22 protein-coding genes are annotated in these 22,276 nt (G+C 45.2%); 12 read left to right on the top strand and 10 right to left on the bottom strand.

All coding sequences use genetic code 11. The features are described from left to right. Positions 1-99 precede the first annotated feature (99 nt). Complete coding sequence (locus tag ACXAGV_RS02745; RefSeq protein ID WP_474871665.1) at positions 100-1,296, bottom strand: Nramp family divalent metal transporter; 1,197 nt, start codon at positions 1,294-1,296, stop codon at positions 100-102. 253 nt (positions 1,297-1,549) lie between these two features. Between ACXAGV_RS02745 and ACXAGV_RS02740 the strand changes: the two genes are divergently transcribed. Continuing rightward, entirely contained in the window at positions 1,550-2,251 is a 702-nt protein-coding gene (locus ACXAGV_RS02740; protein WP_474871664.1) for a UPF0149 family protein, read from the top strand. 53 nt (positions 2,252-2,304) lie between these two features. On the opposite strand, the gene ACXAGV_RS02735 is transcribed toward ACXAGV_RS02740, so the two are convergent. From ACXAGV_RS02735 to ACXAGV_RS02725, 3 genes are all read right to left on the bottom strand, one after another. Next, positions 2,305-2,496 carry a hypothetical protein gene (locus tag ACXAGV_RS02735; RefSeq protein WP_474871662.1) on the bottom strand — a complete coding sequence of 64 codons (192 nt, stop codon included), beginning with the start codon at positions 2,494-2,496 and terminating at the stop codon, positions 2,305-2,307. 196 nt (positions 2,497-2,692) lie between these two features. Further along, positions 2,693-3,121: a CopD family protein gene (locus tag ACXAGV_RS02730; RefSeq protein ID WP_474809457.1), complete on the bottom strand. Its 429-nt coding sequence runs from the start codon at positions 3,119-3,121 to the stop codon at positions 2,693-2,695. Between the two features lies 1 nt (position 3,122). Then, positions 3,123-4,799 carry a chloride channel protein gene (locus ACXAGV_RS02725; RefSeq protein ID WP_474871660.1) on the bottom strand — a complete coding sequence of 559 codons (1,677 nt, stop codon included), beginning with the start codon at positions 4,797-4,799 and terminating at the stop codon, positions 3,123-3,125. A gap of 106 nt (positions 4,800-4,905) precedes the next feature. Here ACXAGV_RS02725 and ACXAGV_RS02720 point away from each other — a divergent pair, with 106 nt between their 5' ends. Then, entirely contained in the window at positions 4,906-5,613 is a 708-nt protein-coding gene (locus ACXAGV_RS02720) for a DUF6776 family protein (RefSeq protein WP_474871658.1), read from the top strand. 58 nt (positions 5,614-5,671) lie between these two features. Here the strand turns inward: ACXAGV_RS02720 and ACXAGV_RS02715 are convergent, their stop codons facing one another. Both ACXAGV_RS02715 and azu read right to left on the bottom strand, forming a co-directional pair. Next, positions 5,672-6,907 (bottom strand): putative manganese transporter, encoded by a 1,236-nt coding sequence (locus ACXAGV_RS02715; protein ID WP_474871656.1) that lies wholly within the window; start codon positions 6,905-6,907, stop codon positions 5,672-5,674. Positions 6,908-6,983: 76 nt separating this feature from the next. Further along, a complete protein-coding gene (azu, locus tag ACXAGV_RS02710) occupies positions 6,984-7,433 on the bottom strand; it encodes an azurin (RefSeq protein WP_474871654.1) in 450 nt (149 codons plus the stop codon). 185 nt (positions 7,434-7,618) lie between these two features. On the opposite strand from azu, the gene ACXAGV_RS02705 reads away from it, so the two are divergent. The 5 genes from ACXAGV_RS02705 (at position 7,619) to minE (ending at position 11,718) form a co-directional block, all read left to right on the top strand. Next, positions 7,619-7,957 carry a hypothetical protein gene (locus tag ACXAGV_RS02705; RefSeq protein WP_474871652.1) on the top strand — a complete coding sequence of 113 codons (339 nt, stop codon included), beginning with the start codon at positions 7,619-7,621 and terminating at the stop codon, positions 7,955-7,957. Positions 7,958-8,110: 153 nt separating this feature from the next. Then, positions 8,111-9,484: a class II fumarate hydratase gene (locus ACXAGV_RS02700; RefSeq protein WP_474871651.1), complete on the top strand. Its 1,374-nt coding sequence runs from the start codon at positions 8,111-8,113 to the stop codon at positions 9,482-9,484. 351 nt (positions 9,485-9,835) lie between these two features. Then, positions 9,836-10,618: a septum site-determining protein MinC gene (gene minC, locus ACXAGV_RS02695; protein ID WP_474871649.1), complete on the top strand. Its 783-nt coding sequence runs from the start codon at positions 9,836-9,838 to the stop codon at positions 10,616-10,618. 30 nt (positions 10,619-10,648) lie between these two features. Continuing rightward, positions 10,649-11,458: a septum site-determining protein MinD gene (gene minD / locus ACXAGV_RS02690; protein ID WP_474809451.1), complete on the top strand. Its 810-nt coding sequence runs from the start codon at positions 10,649-10,651 to the stop codon at positions 11,456-11,458. Further along, positions 11,458-11,718, top strand: a complete 261-nt coding sequence (gene minE / locus ACXAGV_RS02685; protein ID WP_014950572.1) for a cell division topological specificity factor MinE — start codon at positions 11,458-11,460, stop codon at positions 11,716-11,718. The genes minD and minE overlap by 1 nt, the downstream gene beginning before the upstream one ends. Positions 11,719-11,766: 48 nt before the next feature. On the opposite strand, the gene ACXAGV_RS02680 is transcribed toward minE, so the two are convergent. Further along, entirely contained in the window at positions 11,767-12,600 is an 834-nt protein-coding gene (locus tag ACXAGV_RS02680; protein ID WP_474871647.1) for a polyphosphate kinase 2 family protein, read from the bottom strand. Between the two features lie 248 nt (positions 12,601-12,848). On the opposite strand from ACXAGV_RS02680, the gene erpA reads away from it, so the two are divergent. Then, a complete protein-coding gene (gene erpA / locus ACXAGV_RS02675) occupies positions 12,849-13,193 on the top strand; it encodes an iron-sulfur cluster insertion protein ErpA (protein WP_014950570.1) in 345 nt (114 codons plus the stop codon). Positions 13,194-13,384: 191 nt separating this feature from the next. Beyond that, positions 13,385-13,957 (top strand): glutathione S-transferase family protein, encoded by a 573-nt coding sequence (locus tag ACXAGV_RS02670; protein WP_474871644.1) that lies wholly within the window; start codon positions 13,385-13,387, stop codon positions 13,955-13,957. 72 nt (positions 13,958-14,029) lie between these two features. Here the strand turns inward: ACXAGV_RS02670 and ACXAGV_RS02665 are convergent, their stop codons facing one another. Beyond that, the gene (locus ACXAGV_RS02665; protein WP_474871642.1) at positions 14,030-15,022 is read right to left on the bottom strand and encodes a D-2-hydroxyacid dehydrogenase; all 993 of its coding nucleotides are present in this window, start codon (positions 15,020-15,022) and stop codon (positions 14,030-14,032) included. Between the two features lie 155 nt (positions 15,023-15,177). Here ACXAGV_RS02665 and ACXAGV_RS02660 point away from each other — a divergent pair, with 155 nt between their 5' ends. Continuing rightward, positions 15,178-16,989: a trans-sulfuration enzyme family protein gene (locus ACXAGV_RS02660; RefSeq protein WP_474871640.1), complete on the top strand. Its 1,812-nt coding sequence runs from the start codon at positions 15,178-15,180 to the stop codon at positions 16,987-16,989. A gap of 200 nt (positions 16,990-17,189) precedes the next feature. Beyond that, on the top strand, positions 17,190-17,636 hold the full coding sequence (locus ACXAGV_RS02655; RefSeq protein ID WP_474871638.1) for an SRPBCC family protein: 447 nt from the start codon (positions 17,190-17,192) through the stop codon (positions 17,634-17,636). A 102-nt stretch (positions 17,637-17,738) separates the two neighbouring features. Here the strand turns inward: ACXAGV_RS02655 and ACXAGV_RS02650 are convergent, their stop codons facing one another. Both ACXAGV_RS02650 and ACXAGV_RS02645 read right to left on the bottom strand, forming a co-directional pair. Next, positions 17,739-18,860 carry an alkene reductase gene (locus ACXAGV_RS02650; RefSeq protein WP_474871636.1) on the bottom strand — a complete coding sequence of 374 codons (1,122 nt, stop codon included), beginning with the start codon at positions 18,858-18,860 and terminating at the stop codon, positions 17,739-17,741. 210 nt (positions 18,861-19,070) lie between these two features. Beyond that, positions 19,071-20,390, bottom strand: coding sequence for a carbohydrate porin (locus ACXAGV_RS02645; protein ID WP_474871634.1), 1,320 nt, complete (start codon positions 20,388-20,390; stop codon positions 19,071-19,073). A gap of 499 nt (positions 20,391-20,889) precedes the next feature. On the opposite strand from ACXAGV_RS02645, the gene fucP reads away from it, so the two are divergent. Then, positions 20,890-22,227: an L-fucose:H+ symporter permease gene (gene fucP / locus ACXAGV_RS02640; protein WP_474871632.1), complete on the top strand. Its 1,338-nt coding sequence runs from the start codon at positions 20,890-20,892 to the stop codon at positions 22,225-22,227. The last annotated feature ends 49 nt before the right edge of the window (positions 22,228-22,276 follow it).

Raw genomic sequence — 22,276 nt, 5'->3', positions numbered from 1 at the left:
TGCAGTTAGTTTGTTAGTCACGTAATTTCATTGCTATCTGCGAGTGCACACTACGATGATATACAAAGGGAGAAAATTACTCTGACCCCATTTTTGAAGCTAGCTAAATACGCCGACTAGTTTATACAGACCCAACCCAATCACAGTACCCACTACTAGAAAGCCTGCCAGGTTACTTTTCCATGTGTTTCTAAATTCCCCCAGCGCGGTGCTTTTATTCATAACGACCAATAGAAATATGGCAATAATTGGCAGTAAAAGAGCATTAGTTGCTTGAGCAAACAAGATGGCGGGTAGGGGCTTAAAGCCAAGTGCTGCAACGCTGACCCCCACTACAATGATGATAAACCATACCGCTTTAAAGCTCTTGCTTTGCATATCGTCAGAAAGCCCTAGTGCTCCTGTTACCGCATAAGCGGCCGCTAGCGGTGCAGTGATAGCGCTGGTTAAGCCGGCGGCGAACAACCCTAGTGCAAAGAACCACTGAGCTTTGTCACCCAATACCGGCTTAAGCTGCTCGCCCATGTTCGAAGCGTCCATAGTGGCCGCTTGATTGAAGAACGCCATCATTGCTGTTGCCATTACGATAAGCGTAATAAGCCCACCCATACTAATAGCTCTAGCAGACTGGTTTCTGCACGCGACGACCGCTTCTTGTTTATCTTGGCCTTCCGATGATTTTGCAACTAGGCTAGCGTGAAGAAACAAGTTGTAAGGCACGATGGTTGTGCCGATAAGCGCCAGCACCGTGGTAATGGCGCCTGCGTCCAGTCGTGGAGACATTAACTGACTAAACATGGCAGCAATATCAGGTTTGGCCACCAGCAATGTCACTAAAAACACACCAGCCATAATAAAGACGAGATAAACCAGTACTGTCTCTATCCACTTGTAGCTGCCCGACCAGAGTAAAACTATAGCGATAGTGCCCAAAATACTGGCCCAAGGGCCAATGCCTATACTGATAAATGCGTCTAGACCGATTGCTGCGCCGGTCAGGTTGCCCGATTCATAGGCTGCGTTGCCAATGCCAATAGCACTGACGATAAGCACGATAAAAAGATTTTTAAGCCAGGGCTTGTAAGCCATATTTTTCATTGCACTGGCTAGGCCTTGGCCGCTGGCCACCCCCAAACGCGCTGCCATATCTTGAAGTACTATGGTTGCGAATATGGAGAAAAGGAGCGCCCATACTAGGTGAAAGCCAAAGTTTGCACCTGCCAGACTTGCCGTAGTTACTGTTCCAGGGCCAATAAAGGCGGCCGCGATGATGTATCCTGATTTATCTTTTGCCATTGCAACGACTCTTAGTTAAGTTTTGCTATCATGACAATAGGTAGGCGAGCACGCAACAGTACCGCTAAACCAATACAGTAACAGATTGGTTTTAAACCTATTGTCGCGTACCCAGTGTAGAAGTTTGCTGTTTACTCTTTATCTAATTTCCCATTATTTTGGGTAGATACAAGGTTACAAAACATGCCCTTTACAAAGTGGCCGCGCAGACTACCGTTTCATAAAAGAGAACGCAAATTAAAATAGGATGGTAATGGTGAAAGATAGGTTTCCAATAAACACAATCAGCGATATTGTTTCGCTACCCAGTTTCAAAAATGTGCTTCCGGATGCTTATTACGTAGATGGGATGATCTTTGCCGTCGCCTCCGCTCCAGAAATTCCCATGCCCGAACAGTGGATGCCGTGGCTCATACAGTCGAGTGACAGCCACCTTGTAGACAAAGATGTAGATAAGCTTGCTGATACATTAATGAATGGCCTGCGGGCGCATTTAGATTTTATGCGTCAGGAAAAGTCGCCCATGCCTAATGAATTAACCGTTGCGATAGAGGTGCAAGGAACGACGAGGCCTTCGAAAGAGCTCGAAAGCTGGCTAAATGGGCTTTTACACGTGCACAAGCAATTAGAACCTGTGTGGCAAAATGCGTGGAACCATTGGGAAAAGCATTTAGAAAAAAGTAAGGCGAACAAGAAAGACTGTGACAGTAACGAGCCTGAGAAAACAGAACCTGCAGAAGTTCGCCTGTCTCGATGTTTAAAGCTTTTTTCAACGCTTGCTAATATTGAATTAGCCTTGTCTTACAGAAACGACAAACAAGCTGCTCAGCTTGAAAGTAACATCGACATGCTTGTAAAACAGCTTCCTTCGGTGCTGGCAGATTACACCAAGTTGTCAGGGGAGCTAGCAGGCGCGTTACCCAATCAATTTGAAACCTTTAACAAAATAACCTAGCTAAAGTTCAATAACTGGGAACTGCAGGAGAAGCAAAAAACGCTAATTCAAAATTAGCGCTGTCTTTGTTGTTGATGCCGTTGATTCAACGTGTGTTTAAGCGAAGCAGTATAGCTGTCTAGTTCAAGCTTTGCCTTTTCGTATTGCTCGTTAAGAAGCATTGAAGCAGGCTCCCTCATAAGCGCCTTAAAGGCAATATCTGTCTGTTTGAGCAAATTCTTGAGGTGTTGATTACTGTCATCCATGTATAGCATTCCGATAAAAACAATTTGTTAAACCCGAGAAACAGCAGGTTCTGGGCGACTATGTGCAATGCTTACAATACTCTCAACAACAAGCTTAAAATTGCTTCTCACACTACACAGCAGTACTGGTTCCTTGAGTACTGGCTTTTCAATAACTTTGTACGTGCGCCTTTATTATTTAGTTTGGCTGAAACTTTTATAAAGGTTTTACCACAGCCAGGCAAACGATGGCGAGAATGATAAGCACCGGCGCTTCATTTAAAAAGCGATAAAAGCGCGGAGAGTGTCTATTTTCGTCTCGTGCAAATTGCTTCATCAACTTAAACAAATAGAAGTGATAGCCGTAAATAGCAAGAAGCAGCAGTAACTTTATATGAAGCCACCCCGACATTTTAAACCAGGTTCCACCATAGCTGACAATAAGCGCAACGCCGAATGCTAGAGTTAACAAGGCGAATGGAGTAACAAACAACCACAGGCGGCGTTCCATGACCTTAAATTCGTCTTTTACCACTTGAGATTTCGTTGTCGCGTGATAAACGAACAGTCGCGGTAGATAGAAAAGCCCTGCCATCCAAGCCAGCATAAAAAAGATGTGCAGCGCTTTAAACCATAAAATGTACATATTAATAATGAGCCTTCTGTAAGAAACTTTGTAAGATATTCCACGTTACTACGCCAATAATATCGTTAAGCTCCTGATCGTAAATATAAACTGCGCCAGAGCGCGAATTTTTAAGGTGTTCGTATACTTCGTGCAACGTAGACTGCGCGCTAATCCCTTCCATTTCGTAATAGTTTAACGCTGTTGCATCGTGTTCCAAACTCACATTGTATTGGACCAGCTTATACTGCACATCTATTTCAAATTTTAACTTCTGAATGACAATTTTTGTTGGATCGCTTTCTAAGTAGTTAATTAACGCTTGCTCTGGCGCATCGTGAAATAGCTTGTACTCGGTATTCATTGCTGCAAGTACGCCTGTTTTCTCAAGTGCTTCACGAATAGACGAGATAGCGTAAGGGAGATTTTGATAATCAAGCTGGCGTATGAAAATAGAGCGGTTGCCAAAGAACTGCGTAGAAGTCACGTAAGCAGGCACAATTACCAACATGGCTGGTAGAATAATTTGCGGGCTGTACGATAGTTCCATAACCGCGGAAAGCGCAGCAAGAGGTGCGTGCAATACGGCGGTCAACATACCAGCTATGCCTAACAGGGCGAAGCTGTTGGTAAATTCGGGTATGTCAATAAAGTACGACAGTGGCAGTAAAAGTACGGCGCCAGCGAGCATGCCAATGACCATTACAGGGCCAATGATCCCTCCTGGAATACCGAGGCCAATAGCAAATACCGCCAAGATAACTTTAAACACTAAAGTAGAAACCAACAGCAGCGCGCCGGGGGAGCTATCAAATAAGTGCTCAACATCGATAAAGTTGGCGCCAAGGGCTTCAGGTATAAACATACCAATGGTACCGGTAATTAGCGCAGCAAGTATTAAACGCCACACCATGGAAACCGGCCTGAACCACGTCATTACCCGCATGAGCTGGCTATTAAATAATACCGCAAGCATGCCTAACAGAATACCTAGTAGCACCAAGTAAAAATACATCCACTGGCTAAATGCATTAAACGATAAAAACGAAAGCTCGTTTACTTCCCCAAATACAATGCGAGTGAGCACAGAGCCACAGGCAGCGGCCAGCATGATAGGAACAAATATGTGGATTTTGTATTCTCTAAGCACCACTTCCATTACGAAGATGACGGCAGCAAAAGGGGTATTAAACGAAGCAGAAATACCCGCTGCAATGCCACAACCAGCCAGAATTCGAATACTGTTGTAAGGCAAGCGAAGCCATTGTCCAAGAAAACTACTGCTCGATGCCCCCATATGCACAGAAGGGCCTTCTCGGCCCACGACAAAACCGCCTGCTAGCGCGAGCATGCCACCAAAAAATTGGTTTATGGTTGTCCTAAGAGGTACATAACCGTAATAGTATTTCACTCGGTGAATAACAAAGGGAATACCCAAGCGGTAATGTTTGAAGCCAGTGAGAAAAGCAATGAATAGTATTAGGCCAACACTTATAAGCGGCATGATTAGCCATACTAACCAGTCGTAAGCAAGGACTGACTTAAGCGACGATACCCCTGTTTCTTGAAGCCATTCAACGCATAGCCGAAACAGTATGATGATAAGCGCCGCGCAGGTTCCCCCTACAATGCCCAGCATGCACAACTGAATGGATGTGCGTGGATGAGCTACTTCCTCTCTTAAAGCCTGCAAGCGCATGTTGTGGTACAGTAGATTAACGTAAAAAGAAGCTTACCATAAACACCTAAAATTCATAATGTTTAGAGCGCCTTAGCGCACGGTGTTTTTTGTTGATGTAGATATCATGACGACAGATCAGTTAAAAGAAGTTTTAGGCAACTACAAGTGGACACTGTTAGTGGCGCTTATTATGTTTGCCATGGTTGGGTTCGGCTATAAGCTAGCGCGAATTATTGACGAAGGCGACAGCAAGAAAGTACAGGCTCAGCAAGAAACTATTGCTATTTTGTCTGAAGAAAACCATGCGCTTACTACCAAAGTGAATCAGCTGGAAGTCGCCATGGAGCTTGCCACGCTCGAGACGGAGAGCATTACCAATACGTTAGGCGAACAGAAAAAAGAACTAGAGGCGCAACAAGAATTACTGAGTTTCTATGAACGCGTCGTGGCGCCTGAGAAAACCGACGAAGGTTTTGCCATTGAAGGGGTAGAAGTTTTTAAGTTAAGTGACAATACCTATCAACTTAGGTTGGTTTTACTGCAATCTAAACAGCAAAAAGCAGTGATAAATGGCAGTTTAGATATTGCCGTAGTCGGTCAGCGAAACGGTGAAGCGATCACGCTGAAATCGGGCGAATCGAGCCTGCTGGCAGAAGATATCAAATACCGCTTTCGCTTTTTCCAAGCCGTTAACGTAACTCTCACTATCGAGGAAGATATAAACCCCGAATCCATTGCTTTTTCTACAAGGGTCTATCAATACAAAACCCGTAAAGGCAACTATGAGATAAGCGTGCCGTGGAATGAAGCGCTTTCTGTCGAAATAGAGTAATCGCTGTAGGGCAGCGCTTTCCTATCCGTTAATTCAACCTTTTAACGCATCGAGAGCTTTATTCAAACAAATACCAGTAGCCATAACCCACAAGAAACGCAGGAATAGCAGAGTACACTGTGGCAATAAGCGCTGCTTTGGGTGAGAGCGCAATGGCGGGAAACAAGGCATCGCCGTCATTACTTATTGCATTGCCAAGTTGTGCTGAAAACGGAACAGCGCCATTAAGGTATAAGCTGGTTACCAATATCTGCGGACCGCAACCAGGTAAGAACCCGATGATGATCGCCAAGCCAACTAAGCCGGGGCCCATGGATTGAAGCAGCCCTGCAATGTCTAGCCCAAACCAGACAACAGACAGCTCGAACATAAGAAACGCGAGTACTACCCATGCCAATACAAACTGTGTGTCTAATGCGGCTTTCTCTTGCCATTTAGGCGGAGGCAAAATTATATCTTCTTTCGTAATCGAAGCGTATCCGCTTCCCGAACCACACAAAGACCATAGTCCAAGACTCGAAATACATAACGCGGCGCCAATCAGCGTTAGTGTACTTTCACTGATAGCAAGGTAACTGTGTACGGGAAGTTGAAACGCCAAACCAAGCGCAATCGCCAACGAGGGTAAACTCGCAATCATCCAGAATACCTTAGAAAGTGATATGGCTTTGTGGCTTACTGCTTTGGGTTCATCACAGTTTTGTGATTGTTGTAGCGCACCATCAGCTTCAGGAGCCTGGTAATTATGAAATTTATTGACCGCTAGCCCCGTCATTGCACCCACCGTGACGCTGACGGCCATTACGGTTAAGGCATCTAACGGCGCTTGGGCGAGTAACAGAAATGCGGCATCTCCCATAGTGCTGGTTAGCACTGCTACCACGGCTCCAAAGCTTGTCACACCTCGCGTGTACTGCGTGACAACGATAATAGCACCGCCGCAGCCTGGCAGAGCACCAAGTAGGGCAGATAACCCTACTTCATGCACAGGGTGCGCTTTCATATAATTACCAATGGTTTCGGCTGAAATGCGCAACGTGGCGACGTAATAAAGCGCAAGCGATGCATAAACAAACGCTGCCACTTGAAAAAATGCATCTGACAACACAGACAAGGTAACCGCCCGGGTGGCGTTATAAGTAAGAAGAATGGCTATAAACAGCGGCATCAACAGCCGTTTATTGGTTAAGTAAGGAAAAAAAACGTTTCTTAATAAAGCGCTAGTAAAAGAAGGTAAGTGCTTATACCGGACCACCGCCTTAGCGCTTTTTGATGTGTGAGACGCCGTATCCATTACAACTACACCCTCGACCTACTGTTATCCATGTTTAAGGCGTGCCGAGTTACGCACGCCTAGTTTTCGCAACAACTTAGCTCGAAAGCGTAACTGTGCCTTTCATGATGCCGATGTGACCAGGGAACGAGCAGAAGAACATGTATTCTTCATCTTTACTTAAACCTTCAACAGAAAAGGTCGTCGAAGTCTGTTCACCGCCGCCAATAATGTCAGTGGCGCCAATCACACGCTTATCGTCTGGCTTAACGTAATTGTTGTCTAAACCCGCACTCATACCGTCTGTTGCTACTGCTTGTCCGTTGGCTTTTGTTGTCATCACCCAGTTATGGCCCATGGCTTGTTTTGGCAGCTGACCTGTGTGCTTCAACGTCACGGTAAACTCGCTACAACTCGCCGGGATAACGACGTTCGACGTATTGAATTGCATGGCATCGTTTGATTCCACAGTCACTTCGCATTCGTTAGCAAATGCACCAGAGGCCATAAGAAAAAGGGCTGTGCCACCAAGTAACTTCTTGATCATAAATAATGTCCTTTGAATTTTGGTTAACTTCACCTATCGGTGGAATTGGAAGATTCAATTTTCTTTACGAAAAAGAATAGCACTGGATCATTGTAAATGCTAACGATTATCATTTATATTAAGTGGTATACAAAGAGATATATAAACAAAGCTCTTTTTTATTTTTTCACGCATAAGGGATGCACATGTCTTCGATACGAAATGTAGTTCAACACGTTCGATTTGGATACAACGACAATGAGCTGAACTCAACGCTTTTAAGAAACTATCTCGATGGCGTAACTTTCGTTGCCAACTTATTGCCAAGTGATAGAGACAAATTTTCTATCTATAAAAATGCGGTTGAGGTGCTTTATGAAACCCTGTGCGATCCGCAGGTCGGTCAGCAATGGCGGCATAGTTGTTTAGAGCATTTGTACAAGCCGTTACTTAAAGCTGAGCGCTACGCGTGTAACGAGAGTGATCGAATTGCGCTTGCGAGAATAAAAATAGACATGAACACCAGAGAGCCTGTTGATCTTTGATGTACAGCAAAGGTCTGCAAGCGCTAGTGCACCATTTTTATAACTCACTTACTAGGGCCTAGTTTTCTAATGCCACTAGCCCTAATAGGATTCTGATAAAAGCGTGGCAACCACGCCGGAAAAACTAGCTATATCAACACAAGGATACGAGTCATGACAGCAACACGCACAGAACGCGACAGTATGGGCGAGCTACAGGTCCCCGAAAATGCACTCTACGGCGCGCAAACTCAGCGTGCCATTCAAAACTTCCCTATAAGCGGGCAGCGCATGCCCGAAGCCTTCGTACGCGCGTTGATTACCGTAAAAAAAGCCGCAGCACAAGCCAACATGAAACTCAAAGTGCTGGATAAAGATCGCGGCCAAGCGATAGTTAAAGCCTGTGATGAGCTGTTGGCACTTGATGATGTGATGCAGCATTTTCCCGTTGATATATTTCAGACTGGTTCAGGCACCAGCACAAACATGAACGCCAACGAGGTCATTGCTCGCTTAGCCTCTCGTTATTCTAGCGAAGAGGTTCATCCGAATGATCATGTAAATTACGGGCAAAGTTCAAATGATGTGATCCCTACCACCATTCATGTTAGCGCGGCTATTGCATTGTCAAACGAGCTTATACCGGCCGTTGAAAGTTTAGTTCGTACTATCGAAGTCAAAGCCAAGTCGGTAGCGCAATACTGCAAGACCGGACGCACTCACCTCATGGATGCGATGCCTGTGGGCATGGACCAAAGCTTACTGGCTTGGGCATCTCAGCTTAAGCAGCAGGTGAAAACTCTGCGCGCTGTGCAGCCAGCTATTCAAACCCTTGCCCAAGGAGGCACTGCGGTGGGAACAGGTGTAAACGCCCATGCGAATTTTGCTACGACATTTTCAGATGCACTAGGGGAGCTCACCGACATTGCGTTTAAGCCCGCTGACAATTTCTTTGCATTGATTGGCTCTCAAGACACTGCAGTGACGCTTTCCGGTGCGACGAAAAGTTTGGCTGTCACCCTTATGAAAATTGCTAATGACTTGCGCTGGATGAATTCTGGGCCTTTGGCTGGTTTAGGTGAGATTGCGCTGCCTGCGCTACAGCCAGGTTCATCGATCATGCCCGGCAAGGTAAACCCGGTTATTCCAGAAGCAGTGGCAATGGCTTCAGCACAGGTAATAGGTAACGATACGGCGATTACTGTAGGTGGGCAGTCTGGGAATTTTGAGTTAAATGTAATGCTACCGATGATTGCCAGCAACTTGCTTTCAAGTTTGTCGCTAATGACCAACAGTGCAACGCTAATCGGCGAGCAGGCGATAGAAGGCTTCACTGTGAATCAAGACAACATTGAAGCTGCGCTTTACAGAAACCCTGTACTTGTCACTGCACTTAATCCTGTCATTGGCTATGCAAAAGCCGCGGAAATCGCAAAAGCCGCTTACAAAGAAAACAAGCCCGTTATAGATGTGGCCGAAGCCATGACAGATATCCCCAGAGGCGAGCTAGAATCACTGCTAGACCCGAAAAAACTTACCACACCTTAAGCGCTGTGAGAAAACGAAGGTGATAAAAGTGCGATCTACGATCGCACTTTTTTTGTGGTGAAAGAGGCGTTTGTATACAAACTGGACGCACTAAAAACTCGCATAATTTACGCTTGATTAAAAACTGCTCAACGATTGGCACGTTCTTGGCTTATTCAAGGGTTAATATCAGGGTAAAACGTGTTTTAACCGGTATACAGTTGCTGTATGCGAACGGGATTTTTGATACAGTGACACAATAAATAAATTGTATAGCTGCGTAAGACAGCAACAGACACTAGCGCTAATAGGTTTTGCTTATTGTCATGGCTAATTGCTATGAGGAAAGTGACGCCTTTTCGGGAAGAAAAAATGACAGAAACTTGCTTTCGCATGAAGGGCACTACGCTCACCAGTATTGTGTTAGAAGTAATAGATTTTGAGCCAGATAATTTTGAAGCTCAGTTATCTCAGAAGGTCGCGAGCGCGCCGCAGTTCTTTACCCGTTCCTCACTGATTTTACATTTAATAAAGCCTTTATCTGCTACAGAGTTCGAGCTGCTGGTGGCGCTATGTCGTCGATTGCAATTACAGCCCATGGCCGTGAAAGGTGAGGTGGCAGAGCTGAAGCCTACCATCAATGATTTGGGGTTAGCCGATGTAAGCCAAAGCAAATTTACAGACAGCGCCCTTCGTTCGCACAAAGCGAATGGTAGTGATAACAATAACGGAAGCGGCGAAAACCTTTCTCAAACCGCACAACAAGATCAAACCGTTTCTGCGCCGCCAAAAAGTGAACCGGCTCCTGCAGCCGCAACCACGCTCAAACCTGCCAAAGTAATTAACCGTCCGGTACGTTCTGGTCAGCAAGTCTATGCCGAAGGCGGAGACTTGGTGGTAACGGCTTCTGTAAGCGAGGGGGCTGAGCTGCTTGCCGATGGTAATATTCATGTTTACGGCACACTGCGCGGCCGTGCGCTGGCAGGCGTAAAAGGCAATACGGGAGCCCGTGTATTTTGCCAGTCGTTAGACGCGGAACTTATTTCAATTGCAGGGCAATTCATTATGCACGAATCCGTGAAAGGTGAATGCTGGAAGAAACCTGCACAAGTATATTTAGAAGAAGAAACATTACGTATAGAGCCGTTGGCTTAATGCTTTGTACGCACTAATAGGAAAGAATAGATGGCAAAGATTATCGTAGTAACCTCAGGAAAAGGTGGTGTAGGCAAAACTACATCGAGTGCAGCAATAAGTACGGGACTTGCGTTAGCAGGCCATAAAACGGTAGTGATCGACTTCGATGTGGGCTTGCGAAACCTAGACCTTATCATGGGGTGTGAACGCCGCGTTGTTTACGATTTCGTAAACGTCATTAATAAAGAGGCCTCACTTAAACAGGCGCTAATTAAAGACAAAAGAACGGAAAACCTTTTCATTCTTCCGGCATCGCAAACTCGCGATAAAGACGCGCTTACCGTTGAAGGTGTGCAGGCCGTATTAGACGAGCTTAAGAAAGACTTTGAGTTTATTATCTGTGATTCGCCAGCGGGGATTGAGCAAGGCGCACAGATGGCGTTGTATTTCGCTGATGAAGCCATTGTGGTTACTAACCCTGAAGTGTCGTCTGTACGTGATTCAGATCGTATTTTGGGGATTCTTCAAAGTAAATCGATGCGCGCAGAAAAGGGCGAACCGGTTAAAGAACACCTTTTATTAACCCGTTACAACCCAAGCCGAGTTGAAAGTGCTGAAATGCTAAGTGTCGCAGACGTTGAAGAAATTTTGGCGATTCCACTATTGGGTGTTATTCCAGAATCTGAATCGGTGCTGAAAGCATCTAACCAAGGTCAGCCGGTTATTCTTGACGAAGAAGCTAATGCAGGACAAGCTTATGCTGACGCTGTAAAACGTCTGCTAGGCGAAACTGTTCCACATCGTTTCCTAGAAGCAGAGAAGAAAGGGTTCTTTAAGCGTCTGCTAGGAGGGAAATAATGGGAATTTTCGACCTGCTCAAAAAGAAGCAAAAGCCAAGCACCGCAGCGGTCGCCAAAGAGCGGTTACAAATCATTGTTGCGCACGAACGTAAAAAGCGAACAGAGCCTGATTACTTGCCAATGATGCAGCAGGAAATTATTCAGGTAATTCGCAAATACGTGACGATTGCTGACGATCAAGTATCAGTACAGCTAGACAATAACGATGATTGCAGCGTACTTGAATTGAACGTGACTTTGCCAGACAGCAATAACTAAGGCTTAATCGCTTAATTAGTTATGGCTGCCTGCCAGCGTTCTATCACCTTAGTTGCTCATTAGATCTTCATCGACATCTAGTTGTTTGGAGGCTAGCGCGATTAAACGCTCATCAAGTGGAGGCGGAGAAATTTCTACGCCTTCACTGAGTTTGGCGATAACGGCGTCAAGCACGTTAACCCTTGCTTGCCACTTAAATTCCCCGTTAATTACATGCCATGGCGCATAACGCGTGTGGGTGTGCTTGAACATGTCATTTGTAGCTTCTGCGTAGGCGTTTCGCATCTTGCGGTTATGCAGGTCTTCTTCGGTTAACTTCCAGCGCTTGAAAGGGTTGTGCAGCCGCTCTTCAAACCGCTCCCGCTGTGCGCTTGACGAAATATGCATAAAGAGTTTGATAATGCGAACCCCGCTGTCACTGAGCGTTTTTTCAAATGCGTTTATTTCGTTATAACCGCGCTGCCATACCTCTTCATCAACCAACTTATCTACACGTTCTACAAGCACTCTTCCGTAATGCGAGCGATCAAATATTTTAAGTGTGCCAGGGGAGGGGATGTGTTGCCAAAAGCGATAGAGAAAGTGTTTGTCTTGGTCTTCCTTTGCGGGCTTCGCCACAGGAAATACGCTCACGCCACGAGGGTCCAATTTCTCTGTTATACGCCTTATAGCGCCGCCTTTCCCTGACGCATCCCATCCTTCAAACACAATGAGTGCTCGTTTTTTCTGATGAAAGTAAGATTGCTGAACGTGAAAGAGTTTTTCTTGCTGTTTCACTAACGTGTCTTTGTATTCTTCTTTGCTCGTAAAGCGAGACTGTCCGAAATCGTCAAACAGCACTGGGGTAGAAGAAGGTAATTGAGAGTTGTCGGTTGTACTCATATGCCGCCCCTTTATTCGTGTATCGTCAATATTTTAGATACGTTGACCACACTGCTATTTTCTATCTGTTAGTGTTAACTAGTTTACTTAACTTTTCTATCTCAACGTGTCACTTAAAAGAAATGCCGTTAATGTGCAGTAACTTGAATCGTTAAGTTTTGCCCCAATAATTGCTAACTATCCGCAAGTATTAGATAATTGCGACCAAGCACAAAGTGCGAAAGCACGAGGTTAATGTAGAGGTGGGTATGTCTGTAGAAACGGCGTTGCCAATTGAGTTTTCAGACGCTGCAGCAGCGAAAGTGAAAGCCCTTGTTTCAGAAGAAGAAAATCCTGATTTGAAATTACGTGTATACGTAACAGGTGGTGGTTGTTCTGGCTTCCAATATGGTTTCACGTTCGATGAGAAGGTGAACGAAGGCGATATGACCATTGAAAAAGACAGCGTAACTATGGTTGTCGACCCGATGAGCTTACAATACTTGGTCGGTGGCATTGTCGATTATGTAGATGGTCTGGAAGGTTCACGGTTTTTAGTTCAAAATCCAAATGCCACGACGACCTGTGGCTGTGGTGCAAGCTTTAGCGTTTAAGGGCTTAAGCTATACACTACTGCGCTTTTTAAGCGTTGAACGTTCAGCTTTGAGCGCTTGATGTCAATACGATAGGTATACATCGCATCATTTTGTATGCCTGTCGGTTGTCTTGTTCTCAACACTTCATTTTATTTTCAAATTCCGGCTACACTGATTTCATAGAACGACTACGGTTTAGGACAGCGTTTATGAAATTATATGGCTCTATCACTTCTCCCTACGTGCGCCGCATTCGCATCGTACTTGCGTCTACAGAACATGAATTTCTCAATCTTCAAATTTTTTCAGGTGAAGATCGCGAGTTGCTCGCCTCTCGCAACCCTACGCTCAAAGTACCTTGTCTTGAAGATGACGGCCAAATGATTTTCGACTCTCGCATTATTTATAACTACCTTGCCGATAAGCTTGATCACGAAGGGTTAAGTTGGGAAGAAGAGAATCAACTAACCCTGATTGATGCAGCTAACGATTCCTTTGTTCAGCTTATGCTGCTGAAACGTTCAGACTTTGATATTAGCGAAGACAAAATGTATTACCGTCTTCAAAACGAGCGAATTGAAGCTGTGTTAGATGCGCTGTCAAACCAGCTTGATGCGGGTGGATTTAGTGGTTGGACTTATCCCGAAATCTGTTTGTACAGCATGATTGACTGGGTACTATTCCGTGAGTTACACAGCATGAAGGATTATCCTCAGCTGTTATCGTTTCATGAAAAGCACCATGATCGCATTGAGATAACGGCAACTGACCCTAGAATTTAAGCGTCAGCGTAACCCGCTACAGACAGGCTTTGTTTTAGCCTTGAGTGGATGACGAGAAGGGCTATTTAAACGCTAATAGCCCTTTGCAAAATCAAACTGGTAATTAAGCGATTCGCCGTTGATGTAACGCAGCGCATTCTCTAAAAACACGTCGGCTACGTCGCTTGGCTGTGATTCCGCTGCAGTGTGAGCGGTTACTGAAATACGAGGGTGCTGCCAAAACGAATGAGCTGGGTCGAGAGGCTCGTTACGAAAGACGTCCAATACTGCATGGGCCAATGCGCCGTTGTCTAAAACTTGCAAGAGCGCATCGTCGTCAACCGCACTGCCTCGCCCTGCGTTTATAAATACACTGTGGGGTTTCAGCGCACTAAAAAATTCGTGAGAAAGCATGTTTTGCGTAGATGGCGTGTCGGGCATTAAATTCACCACGTGGTCACATACTCTGGCAAACGCTTCGATAGTGTCGGGTGTATAAACAGCATCGGCACCTTCCACTGCTTGCCCGCTTCGGGTTAAACCCACAACGCTCATACCCAATGCGTGAGCAACGGGGATCAATGCTTGCCCAATACTTCCCAGTCCAGCAATGCCAAGCGTTTGTCCATTTAGCGGCATTCGCTTTGATGCTTCCCAAATTGGCTGAGCGGCACGCTGGTTTTGCTCAAAAGCCTTTACGTTTCTGGCATGCCCAAGCAAGTAAGCAAAAACATATTCCCGCATTAGCTTACCAAAAATTCCCTTTAGTCCGGTAAGTATGTAGTTCTTCTTATCGGCATTTAGAAGGGGAGCATTGCCTGCCCAGGTAGACTGACACCAGGTGAGTGCTGAACATGTATCAATAATTCGAGACGCAAGGTCGGGGTCTGCAAGCAGTACCGTAACGGTTTCTGAATTTACATCTTCAGGGCATTGAGCAATTTTTTTAAACGTTAAAAGCGGGAGACCATCAGCGCCTATGAAGTCGTTATTATCTGCTATTCTTTGGCGAATCGCTTCGGCAATATCATTCGCCTCATCGCTTAAAATAGTCAGTTCAATCCTCTTTGAATCCTTTGCAGCCATTCGCTTAACACTCCTAAAGTAAACTTTTCTTTCCTCTGTCTGACTGCACAATCGTAACGCCAATTGTTCTAAAAGCGTGATTTAAGTTTTACATTTTTGTAAACAGTGTTGGTGTCATGTACATGCACCTGAAGTCAATTTGCAACGGAATCGCTATGCAGTCAGAAAACAAATTCCAAAACTCAATAGATGTTGATGTAACGCACGCTAAGGTACTTTCACCTAAGCGTAACACAACCCAAGCCGAAACAACGCAGGCTTTAGTTGAGGAACAATTATCTCATTTCGGTATAAATGCTGAGAGCGACTACGGTAGGGCACTCGCCAACACCGCTCATCACTTATATGGTGCTCAAGCCAGCGTTATGCAGCTATGGGATATTACGAGTAATACGCTACAAGGACTTGATAAAGAAGACAGACTGGCTTATTTCAACGCTAAAAAGTTTCTGTCTTTTCAAATTGCCAAGATACTGGATACGTTGCAAAACCCATTTCGTGCCACGTACCAAAGTTTGTCGAGTGGCAATGGTTCGCAAGGGCACTATCCACTATTCGACAATGTCACGGCACTTTTTTCTGCAACACCCGTGGTGGTAAGAACAGCGACTTATGTGTATGCCTGTACTGAATGGGTCGACGACGCGTTTCAAGGCAAAGAATTTACTCACCAAATTTATTCACGTCTTTTAAACCCAACGAATATTTCCCTTGCTAACGCCATTGTGGATATGGAAGCGGGTCCTTACGCAGCCGAATATCTAGCCTGGAACTTCAACTCGGGCATGGCTGCCATTGATGCGTGTTTATCAAATGTTCTTAGTCATGGTGATGTACTGATTGTTTCGAGGAATGTGTACGGCGGAGTGTACCAGCTACTTCATGATTATTTCGCCCGCAGCAACCGAATGGACATACAGATTGCGTGGTTTGACGGTTATGACGCACAGAGCTTTGCAGAGTTCATGCAGCAAACTAAAACTGAACATGCGTCGCGCTTAAGCAATGGTGCGAAAATGCACGTGTATTTAGAGTCGCCTTGTAACCCACATGGTTACGTATTGGATGTGCCTGGGATCTGTGAGTTAGCGCATGCACAAGATGCGTTGGTAATGTTGGACTCCACCCTTGCTACACCTGTACTGCACCAGCCACTTCAGCATAAAAACAAAACTGCACGACCAGACTATGTGATCCATAGCTACACCAAAGATTTGTGTGGTAGCGGTGCTACCACAGCAGGCGTAGTTATTGGCGAAGGGCACCGCATGTTCCAGCCAAAAGGCAGTTCAGCAAATGGTGTTGATTGGTCACAGACCATGTTTTGGGATGTGTACTACATCAAAGGTGCGTTCTTAGACTCTGAAAAGGCCTTTGACGTATTAAACGGCATGAAGACCTTAGAGCAGCGCATGATGACCAAGGTCATCAATACGCAAGTGTTTACTGCATTTTTGAATGCCCACGATCAAATTCGCGTTAACTGTCACGCACTGCCTGAACACAGTAATGCCGGTTTGCGTGAAAAGCAGCATACACACGGCTGGCCGTGTACTTTATTCACGGTTGATATGGCGCCGGCACACCTGCCTCGCGATGTATTTGTGCGGTTCTTCGATGCCTTAGAGCCGGCATTCAGTCACCAAGTGAGTATTGGCCAGAATAATACGATAATTTTATGCCCGGCGCTGACCTCTCACTCTGAGCTCAGCTCAGACGAGCAGAAGAAAGCAGGAATAGAACTGACGACTATGCGTATCGCCATGGGTACCGACAACGTTAAACAGCTCATTGCCCACTTTATGCTAGCCGCCAAACATTTTATCGAGCCTCATGTTCCAGGGTTTTGTGAGAAGTTTATGGCAAATGCCGACATCGACAATCTGTATTTGTCGGTAAGTGAAAGAGTAAGTTCACAGCACTTTGGCAGCAAGGCCAGTATGGATTCACTGATGAAAGGTGCATAGGTTCATTTTTTAGCTCAAGAAGTTGCTTTGAGCTGTCGATAAAAAATATTGAGGATGTTCTCCTTCTCCCGGGCCTTTCCTTACGCGGGCTCGGGATTTTTTATTTATAGCAAAGGTAAATGACGCTAGAGCGCCTAACCTTTGTTATAAGGTAAGATAGACACAGATCTTTAACGTCAAAGAATATCTAAGGCAGCTTTATGCACGAGTTTAAAATTGATGTAACGCTAGATGCATCATTGCCCTTTGTTTTTGCAGCATTTCACGAGCCTGAATATCTTAGTGAGTGGTTTGCACCAGGCGATTGTTCGGTCACACAAATCATGAGTGATTTCAAGGAAGGCGGTCGCTATCGCATAAAGATGATGAATCCCAGCGGTATTGAAATGTCATTGACTGGTGAGTACGTGACTATTTTAGCGAACGAGCAGCTGTCGTTCTCTTGGGCGTGGGAAGATGATATGGAAGAGTCGGTGATGACATCAGTGGACATTCACTTCGAAAAGACCGAAGAGGGTAATGTAAGGCTAGTGCTCATTCAGCAGGGCTTTCTAAATAAGCAAGAGTGCGATCAGCACAACTACGCGTGGATGTCGTGTCTAGAAAAGCTTGCCGTATTAGCCGCTAAGAAAAAGTCGTTTAACTAGGGCATCTTTAAATAGTGAGAACGCGTTAGCATTATGCATTGATTTAATTCAAATAACGCTTTTGAAAAGGGCAGAGCGCTGCGAGGCTCTGCCCAAAGACAATCAGGTCAGCGAAGTCATCGCGTCCTTCCCACTTTTCTCACGGTAGGTTTCAAAATCGTTGTAGCCTTCTGCGCCACCTCCGTACCATGACGATGGATCGTCAAAGGACTCGAGAGGGTAACTATGCTTAAATCGTGTCGGCAGATCTGGATTCGTGATCCAAGGTCTTCCAAACGCAATCATGTCACCATCGCCATCAGATAAACGTTTCTCGGCTTCTTCTTTGGTGTAGCCACAGTTTCCAATGATCATCCCGTCGAATAGCGCTCTAAATTCAGCTAGGGTCATGGCTTCGCCTCGTTCATGGAAGCCAAAGGCCAAGCCATCCATTACGTGTAAATAACCTATCTCCAATTTGTTTAGCTGTTGGGCAACAAAGGTAAAGGTTTCACGAAAATCATCGGCCCCCATATCGTTAAATACACCGTTTGGCGATAATCTCACGCCAACGTGCTCCTTATCCCACACGCTCAATACTGCGTCCATCACCTCGGCCAAAAAGCGGTAGCGGTTATCGACACTACCACCATAATTATCGTTTCGCTGATTGCTGCGGCTATCCAAAAATTGATTGATGAGATAGCCATTTGCCGCATGAACTTCCACACCGTCGAATCCCGCTGCCTTGGCGTTAATGGCCGCTTTTTTGTAGTCTTGTACTGTGCGTTTTATATCGTCAAAGGTCATCGCCTTCGGCACTTCGTAGGGCTTTTTGCCTTTAGGCGTGTGAATTTCGTCCCCTTCAATTTTTATTGCTGATGCAGACAGGGGCAAACTTCCATTGTGGAAGTCGCTGTGTGATGCGCGTCCAGTATGCCAGAGTTGCAAAACGATTTTACCCCCTGCCTCGTGCACTCTATTGACCACCGAGCGCCAGCCCTCGACCATTTTGTCGGTATAAATTCCAGGGGTATCAACCCAGCCAATGCCTTCTTCTGAAATGGCCGTGGCTTCAGTAATAATGAGCCCTGCATCTGCGCGTTGTACATAGTGATCGCCCATAATTTTATTGGGTATGCGATCGGCGCCAGCTCTACCTCTCGTCATGGGGGCTAATACCATGCGGTTTTGCAATGTTTTTTCTGCCCAATCAAACGAGCTAAAAAGTACTGAGTCTGTCATTCTTATTCCTTATTCAACGTAGAATAGATTGATGTTGAAACGCTAAGCGTATTGGTGCTCAAAACGCTATAAGATAGTAGTGAATACAGAGATAGCGAGAAGTTGGATTGGTAGAAAGTTGTCCTTGAAACTAATTAAAAACAACGGCAGGGAATGGCATCGGTTTGAAAAAAGCGCCCGAAGGCGCTGTAAAGTGTATTGCAGGGAGATTTAAAGTATCAAAGCCGCTAGGTTTACGTCGAACCTTAGGCCCAGAACAATCGCATCATCAAGTGCCATGACTCTGTCGCGCTGTGCGAATTGGTCGGGGTTGATAATGTAATGAACGTTCGGCTGAATTCTTACGTGGTCGTTGAGTTGATAACCATAACTTAGCTCTAACATGGTTTGGCTGCTTGCTGGTGTACCAAACCCGCCGTTTATGCTTCTTAATATACGCTGATCTTCTAGCGCTTCGTCACTGTACTGTTGACGGGTAAATACGAAGCCAATGGTATCGTCGGGGCGTGAGGCCAGTGTGCCTCGCAATACAAAGCCCGCTTTTATATAGTAGTCTTCAATCAGCTCGCCCGATGTACCGGTTAGCACTGCACCGAATAGTGTTAACCCTTCTTTCGTTAGTGGGTTAGGACGAGTAACAGTTTGTTCAAAACGTGCGAATATACCCGAGCGACCGTTTCTAACAGCGTAATCATTGCCTGACTGCGCCGCATAGTTGCCCTCCTCATCAAAGACTGGGTCGGTGTAGTCTGCCCCATCGTACCAACCGCCAATTTCATAGCGTCTTGGAAGTTCGTCATTGTCCCACGTAGTTTGATATCCCAGAGTGAAGGGCACAACAATGCCTGTAGCCTCATTAGTCGCCCAATCGAAGCCGTGATCGCCTAGGTCTTGATGACTGGTGTTATCTTCATAGACGCCGGTATGAAAGTATGTTTTTGGCGAAAACCAGTATTTCGCATGACCACCCCAACTCGAAACTGGCCACCAAGTAAAGTTACTGGTTCTAAATACAAAGGTTGGGTTCCCACAAGCAGCATTGGTTTGAAAGTACTGACAAAGTTCAGAGCCTAAAAAGCTGATATTCGCTACTGTGCGGCCACCTTCCAGTTCTAAATCGCCATCTAAAAACGAGGAAGAAATCGTAAACCTAGCAAGACGGGTATTTTGGCCGCCAAAGATTTCTTGTACGGACGTACTGTTCCCAATGTAGTGCTCAGCTAAGTTTTTGCCGTGTCGGTTTGTCATGGCAATATGGATTTTAGTGTCTTTCCAGCCCGCTAGCGTATTTAAATCTAATTCCCCACCTACAAAAAGCTGACCAGCATAGGCACTGCCTCTGCGTTCACCACCGTCAATATTGGTGGCTGACTCACCCGTATAACTTGCTTGAAAGTCAAACGCGTCTTGAAACTTACTTTGTGATGCTGACGCAGTGGCGGCAACAATGGCGGTGCTTGCGAGGAGCGCTGTTTGCAAGCCTGTCTTACATCCAGAAAAGCGACGGGTAACTGTAGGTGTTTTCATCATTATTCTCTCAATTAAAAATGTTTATCAACCGCAGCTTGTTATAAGCGTGTGACTGATGACATCTACGCATTTGTTGCTAACTCCTTGTTGACGCAAGATAAATCAGAGTTAGCTAACGTTACAACGCGTTAACATATGCTTGTTTTGAACGAAATCTAACTAACCTTTTCCATTAAATCAACCTTGTTTATTTATTTCTTTTGCTACATTTGTGTGTTTTTCGTTAATAGTGGGGAGATGCGATGGCAATATTTCAAGGTGAGTAGAGAGCTCTCTGTGAAGCTTTTTATCTTGGTTATGTTGTTGTCTATTAAGAAATTTTTAAAGGAGGTTTTATCCGTTTAATAATAGTCACGCATTGTCTGTTAACGGTCGTCTACATATAAAGTCTAATCTTTAACGCAATTTTAAATAAGTAAATCAAATTGATTTATTGACAGGGGTAAATAGCAATGCTTAAATTGGTTAACTAATTTTTTACAAGCGAAAGGCCGTTACTATGAAAAACAACGCCCCTTTGGTTTCCAAAGACACATTGATTCCCTTTGTATTGTTAACAATTTGCTTTGCTGCATGGGGTGTGGCTGCGAACATGACAGACCCTTTGGTAAAGGTATTTAGTAAAATATTTACCATGTCGTCTTTGCAATCGGCATTGGTTCAATTTGCCTATTATGGCGCGTATTTTTGCTTAGCCATTCCAGCTGCTTTTATCAACAAGCGCTTTTCTTATAAAACAGGTGTATTGACCGGACTGGGATGCGCGGCCGCGGGGGCATTTCTGTTTTATCCAGCCAGTCAAACTATGACTTACGGCTTTTTCCTTGCTGCACTTTTTGTATTGGCTGGTGGATTATCCATTCTGGAAACGTCGGCGAACCCTTACGTCATGGCGATGGGAAATCAAAAAAGTGCGACACGCCGTTTAAATCTAGCTCAAGCATTTAATCCCGTTGGTACTAATTTAGGTGTGTTTTTGGCTGCAACGCTTATATTGCCAAACCTGAATCAGGCATCTGCACAAGAGCGTGCCGCCATGTCGGCAAGCGAGCTTAAAAACGTGATAGGGGCTGAGCTTGATGCGGTAATGCTCCCTTATGTAGGTATGGCATGCGTACTAGTTCTGGTTTGGGTTGCTATTTTCTTAATTAAAGCACCAATTCAAGAATCGGTTGAGTCTAGTGTGGAAGACGTTAAGTTGGGCGCCTCGCTTAAGCGGTTAGTAGCCAACAGGCATTATCGGTTTGGCGTATTGGCTCAGTTTTTTAATGTCGGAGCACAAACGTGCGTGTGGACCTTCACCATCCAATATGCAATGAAAGCGACAGGTGGCAACGAAGTGAGTGGTGGTGAAATTTTACAATACAGCATGATTGTATTTCTAATTTCTCGCTTCGTGATGACGTGGGTTATGCAGTACCTCTATCCAGCTAGACTATTAATGATCATGTCACTGATTGCCATGGCGCTATGTATCTTCATGACACAGTCTCCTAATTTAGCAGGCGTAATCGCATTGGTATCTATCTCTGCCTGTTTATCACTCATGTTTCCAACGATTTACGGCATTGCGCTTGAAGGTCTGGGTGAAGACACCAAGCTAGGTGCAGCAGGCCTTGTAATGGCAATTCTCGGCGGCGCTATCATGCCGCTGTTTCAAGCCGCCATTATTGATAGCGCAGGTGTTGTTGTGTCATATATTGTTCCAGCTATTTGCTTCTTGCTTGTAGGTGGCTATGGCTACTTCGACATGCGCGCTAAAAAGAGCAGCGCTAAGTCTCAGTCCGATATAGACGCAGATGCCCTTAAAAAGATGGAAATGGGAATAGCTAAATAGTATTTCGGAAGTAATGTGTACGGGGCCAATGATTTTATCATTGGCCCTT

The organism is Alteromonas sp. ABH4_453, from assembly GCF_056160665.1.
The sequence above is the reverse complement of the archived record's forward strand: the minus strand, read 5'-3'. Positions and strand labels throughout refer to the sequence as shown.